This is a genomic window from Kitasatospora sp. NPDC042419 (assembly GCF_056437345.1).
In genome coordinates this window covers 324,001-340,749 of sequence record NZ_JBWKAW010000004.1, presented here as the reverse complement: position 1 = coordinate 340,749, position 16,749 = coordinate 324,001, and the positions used below count along the sequence as shown (strand labels likewise).

Below are 16,749 nucleotides of genomic sequence, written 5' to 3'. Positions count from 1 at the left end.
AGCGGCGTCCGAGCAGAGCCTGCCAGGGTGGCAGACTAGGGCGGACCCGAAAAGGGAGCAGCACGTAAACGTGATGTTCCTCTCAGGTTTCGCACAGATTCGGACGGCAACCGATCCCCGTTTCAGGCCGTCTGATGCCATTGAGGCGGCGTTCCGGGCGAGTGGGGCCCGGACGGTTTCGAACCCGGATACGAGAACTTCATGCAACTGACAGGTACGCCATTCTTCGTCTGCACGGTCATCCTCGTGCCGATCTCCATCGCGGTCGCGATGGTGCTCTGGGGCAAGGTCCGAGGGCCGCAGCCGGTGCGCATCCTGTCGAGGCTCGCCATGCTCGTGTTCTGCCAGGTCACGGCCGTGATCATGGTCTTCGTCATGGTCAACAACGCCAACCTGATCTACGGCAGCTGGGACGACCTGCTCGGCACCGGCAACCACGTCCGCGCGGTGCCCGCCGTCCCGCCGGCCGACCCGGCCCCCGGCGCGACGGCCGCCCCCGGGGTGGCGCCGACCGCCGGACCGACCGGTGCACCGGCGGGCGACGCCAAGCCCCCGGCCAACAAGGTCCAGCAGGCCTTCCGCGGCGTCGACGACCCGAAGGTGCCGGGCGACGTCCAGAAGACCGACCTCAAGGGCCAGCTGTCCGGCGTCGACGGCGAGGTGCTGGTCTGGCTGCCGCCGCAGTACAACGACCCGGCGTACAAGGACAAGAAGTTCCCGGTCGTCGAGCTGATCCCCGGCTACCCGGGCTCCTCCTCCACCTGGTACGGCACGCTCAAGGTCTCCGAGCAGCTCAAGCCGCTGATGCAGCAGGGCAAGGTGGCTCCGTTCATCCTCGTCTCGCCGCGCACCCTGCTGCTGGGCAACCGCACCGACGCCGGCTGCACCGACGTGCCGGGCAAGGTCAACGCCGACACCTGGCTGACCCGGGACGTCCCGCAGATGATCCTGGACAACTTCCGGGCCGACCCGTCCGCCGACCGCTGGGCGATCGCCGGCTACTCGGCCGGCGCGCACTGCGCCTCCAAGCTCTCGCTGGCCCACCCGAACCGCTACCGGGCCGGCGTCAGCCTCTCCGGCTACAACGACCCGGCGACCGAGAAGGACTCGCTGGTCGGCAAGGACGCGGCGCTGCGCGAGGCCAACAACCCGGTCACCATCGTCAAGCACGCCGCCCAGCCGCCGAAGGTGGCGCTGTACATCTCCGGCAACAAGGGCGACGGCTACGAGGACGGCCAGGCCATCGCGGCGGCGGCCAAGGCGCCGACCACCGTCCAGGTGGTCGAGACCACCGGCCCGCACTCCAGCGACGTCTGGAAGGACATGGTGCCGGGCGTCTTCGAGTGGCTGACCGGCGTCATCCCGGTGCAGCCGGCCCAGTAGGGGCGCGGCGGTCCTGACGGCGGAGGCCCCCGGAGCACACGCTCCGGGGGCCTCCGCCGTCAGGGCGGCACCTGCTCGGGTCGCGCCCGGGTCAGGCCAGTTCGAGCGCCAGGTAGAAGTCCACCCGGTCCTCCAGCCGGGACAGGTCACGGCCCGTCAACTCCTCGATCCGGCCGATCCGGTAGCGCAGCGTGTTGACGTGGACGTGCAGCTGCGCGGCGCACCGCGTCCACGAGCCGTCCGACCGCAGGAACGCCTCCAGGGTGCGGACCAGGTCGGCCTGGTGCTCGATGTCGTAGGCGATCACCGTGTCCAGCAGCCGGCTGCGGAAGGCCCGGCGCACCTCGTCCGGGACGGCCGCCAGCAGCAGCACGTGGGAGGCCAGTTCCTCCGGACCGGCCACGCAGACCCGGCCGACCCGGGAGGCAGCGATCCGGCGGGCGTGCCGGGCCTCCTCCAGCGCACCGCGCAGGCCGCCCGCCTCGGGGGCCGGGGCGGAGACGCCGAGGGTGATCCGGCCCTCCGAGCCGAGCCCGGCGTCCAGCGGGGCGAGCAGCTCGCGCAGGGTCTCGGCGGGGACGGCGCTGTCCAGCGCGGGCATCACCACCACGGCGCCGGTGCCCGCCCCGGCGACCAGCGCGCGGTCGGTGGCGGCGTTGAGAGCTTCCTCCAGGATCGCCCGCACCGCCCCCTCGGGCAGACCGGTGCCCTCGGCGCTCAGCACCAGCCAGGAACCGTCCGGTGCCTGCGTCCTGGGCTCGGGGCTCTCGTAGCGGGCGGCCATCGCCGAGGACGCGTACAGGGTGCGGCTGATCTCCGCCGGGTCGGCGTCCCGCTGGAGCAGGGTCAGCACCTCGTCGGCGAGGCGCCGGCGCAGCCGGCGGCCCTCGTCGCGGCGGTGCCGCTCGGCGGCGACCAGCCGGGCCAGGTTCTCGGCGAGCTGCTGGCGCTTGCCGGTCCACTCGGTGACGTCGCCGGCCACCGCCAGCACCCAGTCGGCGAGCGGCGCCTGCGCGTCGGGGGCGGCGGGCGCGGGCAGCAGCGAGTACGGGCCGACGGCCAGCCGCGCCCGGTGCGGCGGGCGGCGGCGCTGGCGCTGGGCGGCGAGGTGGGCGCGGACCAGCTGGTCGCGGTCCTCGGCGGGCAGCCGGTCGACGGGACCGGCGATCACCGCACCCGTCGGGGTGAGCACCCAGCAGTCGAGGTCGAGGTCGCCGCCGAGCAGGTCGAGGACGGCGTCGAGGCCGCCGCCGCCCGCCGCGGAGACCAGCAGCCGGTGCCGGTCGACCAGGGCCGCCAGGTCGGCGGCACGGTCGGCGGACACCTGGCGGCCGACGAACTCGGTGACCGTGCCGAAGGCGATGTCGTCGGGCACGGCCAGCAGCGGCATCCGGTGCCGGCGGCAGGCCTCCACCAGGTCCTCGGGGACCGGGCCGACCTCGGCCTCGCCGGCCGCCAGGGCGACCGCCCCGCCCGCCACGATGGTCCGCACGAACCGCTCGGAGTCGGCCGGCGCGGTGCGCCAGAGCATGCCGGTGAGGACCAGCTCGCCGCCGTGCAGGTACCGGCCCGGATCGTGCAGGTCGGTCGTCATCACGCCGCTGACCTGCCGGTCCAGCTCGTCCTCGGCCGCGAGCAGGCGCAGGCGCGGGGCGCCGGGGGCGAGCAGGTCACGGACACGCATCCGCGGGCTCCTAACGGGCTGGGGGTGGGGGTGAACGGAACCGGTCGGGCCGGTCCGGGGTGACAGTGTGCCCGAACACGCGTGCTCGGTGTTACGTCCCAACGGGTGCCCGGATCACGGGGCCGTAGCTCGGGAATCACGGCCGGATTACGGTCATAGGTAGCACCCCGCGAACGGCTGGGCTGCGGCGTCGTTCTCCTTAGAGGAACGTACAGGATGCCGGGCGGGACCACAGCCGGGGCTTCATGCCATCGGTGACTGCCAGTGGGCCCCGTCACAGCGGTTCACTGGCCACACGCCGCCGGACACACCCCGGTGACCGGGGCCCGACGCGAAGGAGACGACGCGGCGAGCAGGGCCCGAACACACGGCCCGGGCACTGTGCCCACCCGTCCGGCCGGCAACGACTTGAGGAGACACCCGCATGGAGTTCCTTCGGCCCGCCACCTGGGACGAGGCACTCGCGGCGAAGGCCGAGTACCCGGCCGCGCTGCCCATCTCGGGCGGCACGGACGTCATGGTCGAGATGAACTTCGACGTGCACCGGCCGCCCGCGATTCTCGACCTGAACCGCGTCACCGAGCTCACCGAGTGGACCGACGACGGCGAGGTCGTCCGGCTCGGCGCCGCCGTCCCCTACAGCCGGATCATCGACGAGCTGTCCGGCCCGCTGCCGGGCCTCGCCCTGGCCGCCCGCACCGTCGGCTCGCCGCAGATCCGCAACCGCGGCGGTGTCGGCGGCAACCTCGGCGCGGCCTCCCCCGCCGGCGACTCCCACCCGGCGCTGCTGGCCGCCGGCCACGACGTGTTCGTCGAGGCCGCCTCCGTGCGCGGCACCCGGCTGATCCCGATCGACGACTTCTACGTGGGGGTGAAGCGCAACTGCCTGGAGGCCGACGAGCTGATCCGCGCGGTGCGGATCCCGGTCGCGGACGGCCCGCAGCAGTTCTCGAAGATCGGCACCCGCAACGCGATGGTGATCGCGGTCTGCGCGTTCGGCTTCGCGCTGCACCCGAAGAACGGCACCGTCGGCACCGGCATCGGCTCGGCCGCCCCCACGCCGCGCCGCGCCGTCGAGGCCGAGGAGTACCTGCGGGGCGTGCTCGCCGAGCGCGGCCTCTGGGAGACCGGCGAGCTGCTGGGCGCCGAGGTCGTCCAGCGCTTCGGCGAGCTGGTCAAGGCCGCCGCCTCCCCGATCGACGACGTCCGGGGCACCGCCGACTACCGGCGGCACGCGCTCGCCGTGATGGCGCGGCGCACCCTCACCTGGACCTGGAACGACTACCGCAAGCAGATCAGGAGTGCGGCATGAGGGTCACTTTCACCGCCAACGGCAAGCCGGTCGAGGCCGACGACGTCTGGGAGGGCGAGAGCCTGCTCTACGTGCTGCGCGAGCGGGTCGGCCTGCCCGGCTCCAAGAACGCCTGCGAGCAGGGCGAGTGCGGCTCCTGCACGGTCTACCTGGACGGGGTGCCGGTCTGCTCCTGCCTGGTCGCGGCCGGCCAGGTGCAGGACCGCGAGGTGCGCACCGTCGAGGGGCTCGGCGGCGAGGACGGCGAGCTGGGCCTGGTCCAGCAGGCGTTCGTGGACGCCGGCGCCGTCCAGTGCGGCTTCTGCACGCCGGGCCTGCTGGTGCAGACCGACGCGCTGCTGGAGCAGGACTCCCAGCCGTCCGACTCCGACATCCGGGAGGCGCTCTCGGGCAACCTGTGCCGCTGCACCGGCTACGAGAAGATCATGGACGCGGTGCGGCTGGCGTCCGCCCGCAAGTGCGCGGGCAAGGCGGTCGCGGAATGAGCACCAAGTCGAACGCCCGGACGGACGCGCGGGCCGCCGCGCGGACCATCCAGGGGCAGAAGAACCTCCAGGACATCCGGCAGGCCAGCAAGGACGGCATCGGCGGCTCGCCGCTGCGCCCCGACGGCACGCTGAAGGTGCGCGGCGAGTTCGCGTACTCCTCCGACCTGTGGCACGAGGACATGCTCTGGGGCATGGCGCTGCGCTCGCCGCACCCCCGGGCGAACATCCTGGGCGTGGACGTCTCCGAGGCGCTCACCGTGCCGGGCGTCTACGCCGTCCTCACCCACGAGGACATCCCCGGGGCCAAGTACTACGGCCTGGAGATCGCCGACCAGCCGGCCCTGGCGATCGACAAGATCCGCTACCACGGCGAGGCGATCGCACTGGTCGCGGCCGACCACCCGGAGACCGCCCGGCGCGCGGTGAAGAAGATCAGGGTCGAGTACGAGGTGCTCACCCCGATCGTCACCGAGGAGCAGTGCCTCGACCCGGAGACGCACGGCTACGTGCACGAGCCGCACGAGTACAAGTCGCACGCCCACGGCAACATCTGCCACGAGCAGCGGCTGGTGTCCGGCCTGGGGGTGACCGACGAGGTGCGGGCGCTGGCCGACGTGGTCGTCTCCGGCACGTACGAGGTCGGCATGCAGGACCAGGCCTTCCTGGGCCCGGAGTCCGGGCTGGCCGTGCCCGCCGAGGACGGCGGCATCGACCTCTACATCGCCACCCAGTGGCTGCACGTGGACCGCCAGCAGATCGCGCCGGTGCTCGGCCTGCCGGAGGAGAAGGTCCGGCTCACCCTGGCCGGCGTCGGCGGCGCCTTCGGCGGCCGCGAGGACCTCTCGATGCAGATCCACGCCTGCCTGCTGGCCCAGCGCACCGACAAGCCGGTCAAGATCGTCTACGCCCGGGACGAGTCCTTCTTCGGCCACGTCCACCGCCACCCGGCGAGGATGTTCTACGAGCACGGCGCCACCCGGGACGGCAAGCTGGTCTACGCCGACGCCCGGATCGTGCTGGACGGCGGCGCGTACGCCTCGGCGTCGCCCGCCGTGGTCGGCAACGCGGCCTCGCTCGGGCACGGCCCGTACGTGATCCCGAACGTGCGGATGCACGCCGTCGCGCTGTACAGCAACAACCCGTCCTGCGGGGCGATGCGCGGCTTCGGCGCCGTCCAGGCGGCCTTCGGCTACGAGACCCAGATGGACCGGCTCGCCGCCGAACTCGGCATGGACCCGGTCGAGTTGCGGCAGCTCAACGCGGTGAAGCAGGGTGACCTGATGCCCACCGGCCAGGAGATCGACGCGCCCGCCCCGGTCGCCGACCTGCTCCAGCGGGTCAAGGACATGCCGCTTCCGCCGCCGCTCGACCTGGAGGACCTGGACGTCCGGCAGCTGCCCGGCGCGCTCTCCAACACCTCGCACGGCGAGGGTATCGTGCGCGGCGTCGGCTACTCCGTCGGCATCAAGAACGTCGGCTTCTCCGAGGGCTTCGACGACTACTCCACCGCCCGGGTCCGGCTGGAGGTCATCGGCGGCGAGCCGGTCGCCCTCGTGCACACCGCGATGGCCGAGGTCGGCCAGGGCGGCGTCACCGTGCACGCGCAGATCGCCCGCACCGAGCTCGGCGTCGAGCAGGTCACCATCCACCCGGCCGACACCGGGATCGGCTCGGCCGGTTCCACCTCGGCGTCCCGGCAGACCTACATGACCGGCGGCGCCGTCAAGCTCGCGGCCGAGGCCGTCCGGCACGCGCTGATCGAGAAGGGCCGGAGCCGCTACGGCTGGACCCAGAAGGACATCACGCTGGCCGGCGGCAAGGTGGTGTCGGCGTCGGCCGGCCCGCTGGTTTCCATGGTCGACCTGCTCGGCGACGACGCGATCGACCTCACCAGGGAGCACCACCACCGCCCGACCGTGCCGTTCGACAAGGAGACCGGGCAGGGCTTCGGCCACGTCCAGTACACCTTCTGCGCCAACCGCGCGGTGGTCGACGTGGACGTCGAACTGGGCCTGGTCAAGGTGGTCGAGCTGACCGCCGTCCAGGACGTCGGAAAGGCGCTCAACCCGCTCTCCGTGGTCGGCCAGATCCAGGGCGGCTGCACGCAGGCGCTCGGGCTGGCCGTGATGGAGGAGATCATCGTCAGGGACGGGAAGGTGCGCAACGCGTCCTTCACCGACTACCTGATCCCGACCATCCTGGACACCCCGCCGATCCCGGTCGAGATCCTCGAACTCCCCGACCCCAACGCGCCGTACGGGCTGCGCGGGGTGGGCGAGGCGCCGACCGTCTCGGCGACGCCGTCCATCGTGGCCGCCATCCGCAACGCCACCGGCCTGGCGCTGAGGCGGATCCCGGTCCGGCCCGAGCACCTCACCACCGAACGGCCCGGGGCGCTGTAGCCGCGGGCCCACGGACCTCCCCGGGGCGGCGACCGTCTTCCCCGCCGCCCCGGGGCGCACCACCCGTACGTCCCGTACCACCAGTACGTCCTGTACCACCGGCGCGTTCGCGCACCACCCGTGCCCCCCGCACGTGCCAGCACGTCCCAGCACCACGGACCGCCGCCTCCCACGCCGGGGCTCTGCGGCGGCCCGGACCACCCGTGCACCCGTGAGTCGAAACGTCCCCCTGTGCCACAACTCCATTGACTGGCTGTCAGGTCGGCTCGCCCACCCCAACCCCCTTTGACACTTGGGAGTGGACATGACCAGGATCCCCACGGAGCCCGGCACCACTGAAGACAGACCCGCCGAACCCACCGCGGACGACACCCCCACGTCGACCCCGGCGGCCCCGCCCAGGAACACGCTGGACGCCTATTTCAAGATCTCCGCCCGGGGATCGACCCTCGCCAACGAACTGCGCGGCGGCCTCACCACCTTCATGGCGATGGCCTACATCATCCTGCTCAACCCGCTCATCCTGAGCGGCGCCGACGTCACCGGTGCCAAGCTGGACCACGCCGCGCTCACCACCGCCACCGCCCTCGCGGCAGCGGTCACCACCGTCCTGATGGGCCTGGTCGGCAACGTGCCGCTCGCCCTCGCCGCCGGCCTCTCCGTCTCCGGCGCCGTCTCGGCACTGGTCGTCCCGCACACCACCTGGCCGCAGGCGATGGGCCTGTGCGTCATCTACGGCCTGCTGATCGTGCTGCTGGTGGTGTCCGGCCTGCGCGAGAAGATCATGAACGGCATACCGCTGGCGCTCAAGCACGCCATCACCATCGGCATCGGGCTCTTCGTCACCGTCATCGGCCTCTACAAGGCCGGGTTCATGCACACCGGCGGACCCACCCCGCTCTCACTCGGCCCGACCGGCGAACTCGCCGGCTGGCCGGTGCTGGTCTTCTGCGTCACCCTGCTCGCCATCTTCGTCCTGATGGCCCGCAACGTGCGCGGCGCCATCCTGATCGGCATCGCCGGGGGCACCGTCCTCGCCGTGATCGTCAACAAGGCCGCCGGCGTCCCCGCCCAGGCCTGGCGCAACTCCGTACCCGTCTGGCCCGGATCGCCCGTCTCCGCCCCCGACTTCAGCCTCTTCGGCGACGTCGACCTGTTCGGCGCCTTCGGCGGCAAGGGCATGGGCGCGATCAGCGCCTCGGTCGCCGTCTTCACCCTCGTCCTCGCCGGGTTCTTCGACGCGATGGCCACCATCATCGGCGTCGGCACCGAAGCCGGCCTCGCCGACAAGCGCGGCCGGATGCCCGGCCTCTCCAAGGCGCTGTTCGTCGACGGCGCCGGCGGCGCGGTCGGCGGCCTCGCCGGCGCCTCCGGCCAGACCGTCTTCGTCGAGTCCGCCACCGGCGTCGGCGACGGCGCCCGCACCGGCCTCGCCTCCACCGTCACCGGCGGACTCTTCGCCCTGATGCTGTTCTTCTCGCCGCTGGCCGGCATCGTCCCGGTCGAGGTCGCCTCCGCCGCCCTCGTCGTCATCGGCTCGATGATGATGAGCCAGGCCCGGCACATCGACTGGTCCGACCGCGAGGTGGCCATCCCCGCCTTCCTCACCTGCGTCCTGATGCCGTTCACCTACAGCATCACCGCCGGGGTCGCCGCCGGGGTCATCTCCTACACGGTGATCAAGGCCGGCCAGGGCAGGTGGCGCGAGCCCGGTGCGCTGATGTGGATCCTGACCGCCGTCTTCCTCGTCTACTTCGCGCTCACCCCGGTCAAGTCCTGGCTGGGCGTGCACTGACCGACCCGTCCGAAGCGGTACCGCCGCCGTACGGGATCGTTCTCCCGTACGGCGGCCCGCCCGTCCCGTCGGCCGGCGTTCCCGCCCGTCGGCAGTCCCGTCGGCGGGCACGTCGGCGGGCAGGTCGGCCGTCCCGTCGGCCGGTCCTCCGTCCGCGCCCGCCGACCCCTCTGCGGCTACCCTCGAAAGCGACAAGGAGCTCCCGCCATGCAGGACATCGCCGAGCAGCTGAAGGCCTGGCACGCGTCCGGCCGCGCCTTCGCCGTGGCCACGGTGGTCGGGGTCTCCGGCAGCGCGCCGCGCGACCCGGGCGCCGCGCTCGCCGTCGACGCCCACGGCGAGGCGATCGGCAGCGTCTCCGGCGGGTGCGTCGAGGGCGCCGTCTACGAGCTCTGCCAGGCCGCCCTGGAATCCGGCCGGCCCGTGCTGGAGCGGTTCGGCTACAGCGACGAGGACGCCTTCGCCGTCGGCCTGACCTGCGGCGGCATCATCGACGTCTTCGTCCAGCCGGTCCTCCCCGGCGCCGACCCGGCGCTCGACACCGGCCTCGCCGCCGTCGCCGCCGGCACCCCGGTCGCCCTCGCCCGGGCCATCACCGGCCCCACCGCCCTGATCGGCGCCACGATCGCCGTCACCGCCGGCACCCACCACGGCTCCCTCTCCCCCGCCCCCACCACCGTGGCCGCCCTCGAACGGGCCCTCGTCGCCGAGGCCCGGGCCATGCTCGACGCCGGACGCACCGGACAGCTGGTGCTCGGCCTCGACGGACGCCCCTGCGACGAACAGGAGCGCGGCACCGTGACCTTCTTCGTCGAGTCCTACGTGCCCGCGCCGCGGATGCTGGTCTTCGGCGCGATCGACTTCGCGGCCGCGGTCGTCCGGATCGGCAAGTTCCTCGGCTACCACGTCACCGTCTGCGACGCCCGCCCCGTCTTCGCCACCCGGCGGCGCTTCCCCGACGCCGACCAGGTCGTCGTCGACTGGCCGCACCGCTACCTCGACTCCCAGCTCGACCGGATCGACGGCCGCACCGTGCTCTGCGTGCTCACCCACGACGCCAAGTTCGACATCCCGCTGCTGGAACGCGCGCTCCGGCTCCCGGTCGGCTACGTCGGCGCGATGGGCTCCCGCCGCACCCACCACGACCGGGAGGCCCGGCTGCGCGAGAGCGGCCTCACCGACACCGAGATCGGCCGGCTGCGCTCCCCCATCGGCCTGGACCTCGGCGCCCGCACCCCCGAGGAGACCGCCGTGTCGGTGGCCGCCGAGATCGTCGCCCACCGGCGGGGCGGCAGCTGCCTGCCGCTCAGCGCCGGGGACGGGCCGATCCACCACGACCTGGCGCTCGCGGAGGGCCCGGCGGACGCGGCCGGCGCAGCGGAGCCGACGGCGCCGGAGCGGGTGCGGAAGCCGCACGCGGCCTGACCGGCCCCGGGCGGGACCGGGCGGGACCGGGCGGGACCGGGCCGGACCGCCGAGCCGGGTCACGCCGGGTCGGTCACCGGACCACGGTGTAGGCCTCGCAGATCAGCGGCGGCGCCGACTCGACGCCGAGCTCCCGCAGGATCGGCAGCAGCACCGCCCCGAACTGCTCGAACGCCTCCCGCGACTCCCAGACGTCCGTGACGTGCCAGCCCCGACCGTCCGGGTTCGGCCCCGACACGTGCAGCACCAGCCCGCGCACCGGCCAGTCCGCCGGGCTGTTCAGCCCCGCGCCGCCGGTCAGCCGGTCCACCGCCTCGTCGTACTGGGCCCGGGAGAGGTCGGGGAAGTCGAAGGTCACGATGATCGCCATGGGTGCTCCTGTCCGCGCCGGGGTGGCGCTCCCAGTGCAGCCCGCGCTCCTCCGGCCGGCCACCCCGGTTCCGCCGCGCGGGTGACGTTGCGTGGCCGCCGCGGCAGCGGGAGCCTGGAGGGGAGGACTCACCCCGAGCCCGGGGAAGGAGCACCACCATGCGTGCCCTGCTGGAGATCGAACTCGACACCGCGACGGCCAACCAGGTCATCAGGGACGGCACCGCCGCCGAGAAGCTCGGCCGGATGACGGCCGACCTCAAGCCCCAGGCCGTCTACGCCTTCGCCCGCCACGGCCGGCGCTGCCAGCTCATCGTCGTCGACATACCCGACGAGGCCTCGCTGCCGTCCCTCTGCGAGCCGTTCTGGCTGGAGTTCAACGCCACCGTCGACGTGCACATCTGCATGGACGCCGACGAACTGCGCGAGGGCCTGAGCCGCCTCGGCGGCTGAACCGGCGGCCGGACGGCGGCCGACCCGGCGGCGCTACTCCGAGACCGCCAGCCGCACCCCGAAGCCCACCACCACCAGACCGGTCACCCGGTCCATCGCCCGGCGCGCCGCCGGCCTGCGCAGCCACCCGCGCACCACCTGGGCGAAGCCCACCAGGACCGCCGACCAGAGCAGCCCCTCCAGCACGTGCACGCAGGTCAGCGCCACACCGGCGGCGAAGTGCGGCGCCCCCGCCGGGATGAACTGCGGCAGCACCGCCACGTAGAAGACGCCGACCTTGGGGTTGAGCAGGTTGGTCAGCGTCCCGCGCCGCCAGCCGTGCGCCAGCCCGCCGCCGGACGGCTGCGCCTCCTCCGGCTCGGCGTCGCCGCCCTTGCTCCGGAGCATCCCGATCCCCATCCACACCAGGTACGCGGCGCCCGCCCACCGCAGGATCTCGTACGCCAGCTGCGAGGCGGTGAGCAGCGCCGTGACGCCCGCCGAGGTGAGCGTCCCCCAGAGCAGCGTCCCGGTCTGGATGCCCAGGACCACCCCCCACGCCTGGCGCCGGTGCCCCAGCGCGGAGGTGCGCAGGATCAGCGCGGTGTCGAGCCCGGGCGTGAGGGTCAGCAGCCCCACGACGAAGGCGAAGGACCAGAGGGCGGTGCTCATCTCCATGGTCCGTGATCGTACGGGCCGCCCCGCCCCGCACACGGACCATTTTCCGGCGGGCCCCGACGGCGGGCGGGCGCGCCCACTCCCCGCCACTCATGACTTCAGTCAGCCGTCCCGGGTGGGACGACCCAGCGGGTGGGCTGGCCGGTCACGGTCGCGATCATGTCGTAGTCGCCGTCGTAGTGCAGTACCGCCACGCCGTGCCGTTCCGCCGTGGCAGCGATGACGAGGTCCGCGACGGACAGGGCTCGCCAATTGCCCGCCGCCGTCAGCGCGGCCTGCACCTCGATGGCCCTGTCCCAGACCTCGTCGGGTGTCGCCAGCCAGTCGAACCCGCTGAGGCCCTCGCGAATGCGCAGGGCATCCGCCTTGGAACGGGCGCTGTGCATGATCTCCAGCTCGACGGCACCGCAGACAGCGAGCAGCCCGGCGTTCTGGAGCGGTTCGATCACCGCTCGGACCACCGGCTTCGGGTACCGCGCGAATGCCGACTTGTCGATCAGAAAGCGCTCACTCACCGTGGTCCGCCGGACCGGTCAGGTCAGGCAGCCCCCCTTCGGCAAGCCAGTTGAGAAAGGACTCGCGCTTCCGACGGTTGACCGCGTCCTTCAGGGCGGCATTCACCGTCGCCACCTTGGTGGTCGTCCCGAAGATCTCTGCGGCCTCGGCCAACAGCTCGTCCTTGACGTCTATCACGGTGCGGGTCATGGCGGACCTCCGGAATCGAAGAGCCTGTGGTGATATCGAAATTCATCGTACTCGATATCGCGGCCACACCGGCTCAGGTCACGTTGAGGCGGGCGGCCAGGCGGAGCAGGCCCGGGGAGAGGCGGGAGAGGAAGCGGGCGGCCTTGGCCTCCGGGGTGACGGGGACGACCGGCTTCCCGGTGCGGACGGCGTGCAGGATGGCGGTGGCCACCTTCTCGGGCGGGAAGCCGCGGCGGGCGTAGAGCCTGGCGGCGCGGGCCTGCTTGGCCGCCTGCTGGTCGGCGGTGGTGGCGGAGAAGGTGGAGGTGCGGGTGATGTTGGTGTTGACGATGCCCGGGCAGATCGTGGAGACGCCGATGCCGTGGCCGGCCAGCTCGGCGCGCAGGCAGTCGGAGAGCATGAAGACCGCGGCCTTGCTGGTCGCGTAGGCCGTGAGCGCCTTGGACGGCAGGTAGGCGGCGGCCGAGGCCAGGTTGACGATGTGGCCGCCCTCGCCGCGGTCGGCCATCAGGGCTCCGAACGCGCGGCAGCCGTGGATGACGCCCCAGAGGTTGACGTCCAGGACGCGCTGCCACTCCTTCTCGGTGGTTTCGAGGAACGTCCCCGAGTGGCCGATGCCCGCGTTGTTGACGACCACGTCCGGCACCCCGTGCTCGGCCGCGACCTGCTGGGCGAACGCGTCGACGGCTGCGCCGTCGCTCACGTCGACCCGGTAGGCGTGGGCGGGCGGGCCGATCAGGGCGGCGAGTTCGGCGGTGCGGCGGGCCGCGTCGAGGTCGAGGTCGCAGACCACCACCCGGGCGCCGTCCTCGGCGAAGGCGAGCGCGGTGGCCCGGCCGATGCCGCTGCCGCCGCCGGTGACGACGACCAGCCGGCCGTCCCCGGCGGCGCGGCCGTCCGCGGCACGGTCCTGGCCGGACCCGACGCGGGCGACGTGTTCACGGACCATCCCGGCCACGGCGGTTCCCTTCTCCAGCAGTGCGGACCAGTGGGTGGCGCGCAGGGTCCGGCGGGTCAGCCTGGGCACCCAGCGCTCCAGCCCCTCGGAGAGGTAGGTGCCGACGTAGTGGTCCTGGGTGAGGGTGATCAGCTGGACCGGCACCTCGGTGGGCCGCTCGCGCGGATTGCGCAGGGTGGGCCGCATGTTGGCCCGGTAGAGCTCGATGCCGCGCACCGCGTCCCGGCGCAGCGTGGGCTGCGGGTGGCCGGGGCGCGGGGTGACGGCCTCCAGGTCGCGCAGCACCCGCGGCCAGGCGCGGGCGAGACCGAGCCGCCAGACTCCGGGGGCGAGGAACGGCAGGTGGAAGGCGGTGATGTACCAGGAGTGGGCGCCCTGGGCGAGCAGCTGCTTCAGGTGGCGCGGGGTGGGGCGGCGGAACCGGTCGCGCAGCCAGTACCCCATGTGGTCGAGGCAGGGCCCGGACATCGTGGTGTAGGAGGCGAGCCGCGCCTCGGCACCGGGGGTGGTGACGGCCTCCCAGGACTGCAGCGAGCCCCAGTCGTGGGCGACCACGTGCACCGGGCGGCCGGGGCTGACCGCGTCCGCGACGGCGAACAGGTCGGCGGCCAGCCGCTCCAGGCGGTAGCCCGCGCGGTCGGCCGGGACGCCGGAGGCACCGGCGCCGCGGACGTCGTAGCGGACCACGTGGTGGTCGCGGGCGAGGTCGGCGGCGACGTCGTCCCAGACCACGTGGGTGTCCGGGTAGCCGTGCACCAGCAGGACGGTGGGGGCGGCGGGGTCGCCGTCCTCGAAGACGGCGAGCGGCAGGCCGCCGGAGTGGACGGTGCGGCGGCGGGTCGCGGCGGGGTACGGCACCCCGGGGGCCGGGTGCCCGGCGCGGCCGGTGTCGCCGCCGGTGGCACTGCCGGTGTCGTGGCCGGTGTCGTGCTCGGTGTGGCGGCCGGAGTCGCGGCTGGTCGTCATCGGGTCGCCTCCTGGGCGGTCGTGGCGGCGGCGGTCGTGGCAGCGGCGGTCGTCGCGGCGGCCGCCGTCCAGCGGCGGACGTGCGGCAGGTCGTCGTCGAGCCAGTACGCGTCGTCCTCGGTGACCACCAGCAGCTCCTCGAACTTGATGCCGACCTCCCGGAAGCCGATGTGCGGCTCCACCGCCCAGAGGCCCGGGGTGGGCGCGTGCCGGGAGGAGCGGCCGTCCGCCCAGAGCGGGGAACGGCCGTGCAGGCGCTCGCTGATCAGCTCGCGGCCGAGCGTCTGGAGTGTACGCACACCGAAGCCGAAGACGTTCACCCCGGCCGGGCCGCGGGCGGTCGTCCGGGTGACCTGATGGCCGATCACCCGGCCCGGGTAGACGCGGTGGCGGTTGTCGTAGCCGTGCGCCTCGATCTGCGCGTCGACCGCCGCGTACACCTCGGCGAGCGGCTTGCGGGCGCGGACCTCGGCGAGGATCAGCTCGCGGTAGACCTGCAGGTCGGCGGCGAGGCGGTCCCAGACGCGGTTCTCGCCGACCTTGCCGCCGTAGCCGATGTCGGCGGTGTAGCCGTCGACGACGGGCGCGCAGTCCAGCACGTACGGCATGCCCTCGGTCAGGCGGCGGTTGCCGGCGAAGAACTGCAGCGGGGTGCGGAAGTGCCGGAACGCCGTCCGGTCGCCGAACCAGGCGAACGGGACGTGGAAGAAGTCCTGCACCCCGGCCGCGACCAGCCGGCGGCGCAGCTCGGCGGTGGCCTGCCGCTCGGTGACGCCCGGTTCGATCCAGGCGGCCACCTCCTCGGCGCAGTGGTAGGCCAGCTGCTGGGTCTCCCGGAAGCGGGCGAGGTCGTGCTCGGTGTAGGGGAAGGCGGGGGTGCGCGGCACGGCGGAGTCTCCTTCTGGGGGGATCGGCGGCCTGGGCCCCAGGGCGGCTTTGCAAAGTCCCGGCGGGACTTTGCAAAGCCGCCCTACGGCCGGGGCTGGTCGGGCGCGCCCTGGACGTCGAGCACGAGGGTCTCGCCCGCGGCGGCCCGGGAGACGCAGGGCAGCAGGGCTCCGGCGGCCCGCTGTTCGGCGGTGAGGCGGCGGTCGCGGTGGTCGGCGGTGCCGGCCAGCAGCCGGACCTCGCAGGTGCCGCAGAAGCCCTGGTGGCAGGAGTACGCCAGATCGGGGCGGACCTCCCGGAGCACGTCCAGGGCGGAACGGTCGGCGGGGACGTCGAGGGCCGGGCCGTCGGCGCCGAGGCGCACGGTGAACGGCTCGCCGTCGGTGATCGGGGCCGCGCCGAACCGTTCGAAGTGGAGGGAGGCGGCGGGCGACCCGTCGAGGGCCCGCTGGACGGCGGCGAGCATCGGGGCCGGGCCGCAGCAGTAGACGGCCGCGCCGCGCGGGGCGTGGGCGAGCAGCTCGGCACCGGTGGGCGGGCCGCCGTGTCCGTCGTCGGCGCGCAGGTGGACCCGGTCCGGGTCCAGCGCCCGCAGCTCGTCCGCGAACGGGAGGGTGTCGGCGCTGCGGCCGACGTGGACGAGGTGCCAGTCCAGGCCGTGCCGGCGGGCCTCGCGGACCATCGGGAGCAGCGGGGTGATGCCGATGCCGCCGGCCAGCAGGAGGACGGCCGGTTCGGCGCAGAAGGCGAAGCCGTTGCGTGGCCGGCGGGCGGTCAGCCGGGTGCCGGGGTGGAGGGTGTCGTGGATCTCCACGGAGCCGCCGCCGCCCGCGGGCAGGCGGCGGACCGCGATCCGGTACGCGGTGGGGTCGGCCGGGTCGCCGCAGAGCGAGTAGTGGCGCTCGCGGCCGGAGGGCAGGGCGAGCCGCAGGTGGGCGCCGGGCTGCCAGGGCGGGAGCGGACCGCCGGAGGGGTCGGCGAGGGTGAGCTCGACGACGTCGGTCGCGGCCGGGCGCCGGGCGGTGACGACCAGTTGGAGCGCCGGGGTGGGGCGGCTGAACGGGCGGCGGGGGCTGCGGCGGAGCAGCGGGCCGCCGAGGGCGGGGCTGTAGCGGTCGCCGAAGGCGGTGAGGAAGCGGAAGAAGGTGTCGGCGCGCGGGCGGCCGTAGAGGTCGGGGGGCGGGGTGCGCAGGTCCATCCGGCGGGGTCCTTGGTCCTTGGGTCCTTGGCGGCGGTGGTGCTGGGGCCGGTGAGGGCGGGGCGG

General features: G+C 73.7%; 15 protein-coding genes. 7 read left to right on the top strand and 8 right to left on the bottom strand.

Annotation, left to right across the window (positions count from 1 at the left end; all coding sequences use genetic code 11):
* Positions 1-201: 201 nt before the first annotated feature.
* On the top strand, positions 202-1,383 hold the full coding sequence (locus tag AC067J_RS11350; protein ID WP_478297891.1) for an alpha/beta hydrolase: 1,182 nt from the start codon (positions 202-204) through the stop codon (positions 1,381-1,383).
* Positions 1,384-1,474: 91 nt separating this feature from the next.
* Here the strand turns inward: AC067J_RS11350 and AC067J_RS11345 are convergent, their stop codons facing one another.
* Complete coding sequence (locus AC067J_RS11345; RefSeq protein ID WP_478297889.1) at positions 1,475-3,067, bottom strand: PucR family transcriptional regulator; 1,593 nt, start codon at positions 3,065-3,067, stop codon at positions 1,475-1,477.
* Between the two features lie 424 nt (positions 3,068-3,491).
* On the opposite strand from AC067J_RS11345, the gene AC067J_RS11340 reads away from it, so the two are divergent.
* From AC067J_RS11340 to AC067J_RS11320, 5 genes are all read left to right on the top strand, one after another.
* Positions 3,492-4,379 carry an FAD binding domain-containing protein gene (locus AC067J_RS11340; RefSeq protein ID WP_478297887.1) on the top strand — a complete coding sequence of 296 codons (888 nt, stop codon included), beginning with the start codon at positions 3,492-3,494 and terminating at the stop codon, positions 4,377-4,379.
* Complete coding sequence (locus tag AC067J_RS11335) at positions 4,376-4,864, top strand: (2Fe-2S)-binding protein (protein WP_478297886.1); 489 nt, start codon at positions 4,376-4,378, stop codon at positions 4,862-4,864. The genes AC067J_RS11340 and AC067J_RS11335 overlap by 4 nt, the downstream gene beginning before the upstream one ends.
* Positions 4,861-7,269 (top strand): xanthine dehydrogenase subunit D, encoded by a 2,409-nt coding sequence (gene pucD / locus AC067J_RS11330; RefSeq protein WP_478297884.1) that lies wholly within the window; start codon positions 4,861-4,863, stop codon positions 7,267-7,269. The genes AC067J_RS11335 and pucD overlap by 4 nt, the downstream gene beginning before the upstream one ends.
* Before the next feature lie 304 nt (positions 7,270-7,573).
* Entirely contained in the window at positions 7,574-9,064 is a 1,491-nt protein-coding gene (locus tag AC067J_RS11325) for an NCS2 family permease (protein WP_478297882.1), read from the top strand.
* 207 nt (positions 9,065-9,271) lie between these two features.
* Positions 9,272-10,489, top strand: coding sequence for an XdhC family protein (locus AC067J_RS11320; protein ID WP_478297880.1), 1,218 nt, complete (start codon positions 9,272-9,274; stop codon positions 10,487-10,489).
* A 73-nt stretch (positions 10,490-10,562) separates the two neighbouring features.
* On the opposite strand, the gene AC067J_RS11315 is transcribed toward AC067J_RS11320, so the two are convergent.
* Entirely contained in the window at positions 10,563-10,859 is a 297-nt protein-coding gene (locus tag AC067J_RS11315) for a hypothetical protein (RefSeq protein WP_478297879.1), read from the bottom strand.
* Positions 10,860-11,017: 158 nt separating this feature from the next.
* Here AC067J_RS11315 and AC067J_RS11310 point away from each other — a divergent pair, with 158 nt between their 5' ends.
* Positions 11,018-11,311: a hypothetical protein gene (locus AC067J_RS11310; RefSeq protein ID WP_478297877.1), complete on the top strand. Its 294-nt coding sequence runs from the start codon at positions 11,018-11,020 to the stop codon at positions 11,309-11,311.
* Positions 11,312-11,344: 33 nt separating this feature from the next.
* Here the strand turns inward: AC067J_RS11310 and AC067J_RS11305 are convergent, their stop codons facing one another.
* The 6 genes from AC067J_RS11305 to AC067J_RS11280 all read right to left on the bottom strand — a co-directional run bounded on the left by AC067J_RS11305 (position 11,345) and on the right by AC067J_RS11280 (position 16,683).
* Complete coding sequence (locus tag AC067J_RS11305; protein ID WP_478297875.1) at positions 11,345-11,968, bottom strand: LysE family translocator; 624 nt, start codon at positions 11,966-11,968, stop codon at positions 11,345-11,347.
* A gap of 98 nt (positions 11,969-12,066) precedes the next feature.
* Positions 12,067-12,483: a PIN domain-containing protein gene (locus tag AC067J_RS11300; protein WP_478297873.1), complete on the bottom strand. Its 417-nt coding sequence runs from the start codon at positions 12,481-12,483 to the stop codon at positions 12,067-12,069.
* Positions 12,476-12,673 carry a type II toxin-antitoxin system VapB family antitoxin gene (locus AC067J_RS11295; protein WP_478297871.1) on the bottom strand — a complete coding sequence of 66 codons (198 nt, stop codon included), beginning with the start codon at positions 12,671-12,673 and terminating at the stop codon, positions 12,476-12,478. The genes AC067J_RS11300 and AC067J_RS11295 overlap by 8 nt, the downstream gene beginning before the upstream one ends.
* 73 nt (positions 12,674-12,746) lie before the next feature.
* Positions 12,747-14,597 (bottom strand): SDR family oxidoreductase, encoded by a 1,851-nt coding sequence (locus tag AC067J_RS11290; RefSeq protein WP_478297869.1) that lies wholly within the window; start codon positions 14,595-14,597, stop codon positions 12,747-12,749.
* Positions 14,594-15,484 carry a M24 family metallopeptidase gene (locus AC067J_RS11285; protein WP_478297868.1) on the bottom strand — a complete coding sequence of 297 codons (891 nt, stop codon included), beginning with the start codon at positions 15,482-15,484 and terminating at the stop codon, positions 14,594-14,596. Before AC067J_RS11285 ends, AC067J_RS11290 begins: the two co-directional genes overlap by 4 nt.
* A gap of 83 nt (positions 15,485-15,567) precedes the next feature.
* Positions 15,568-16,683 (bottom strand): PDR/VanB family oxidoreductase, encoded by a 1,116-nt coding sequence (locus tag AC067J_RS11280; RefSeq protein WP_478297866.1) that lies wholly within the window; start codon positions 16,681-16,683, stop codon positions 15,568-15,570.
* Positions 16,684-16,749: the final 66 nt, after the last annotated feature.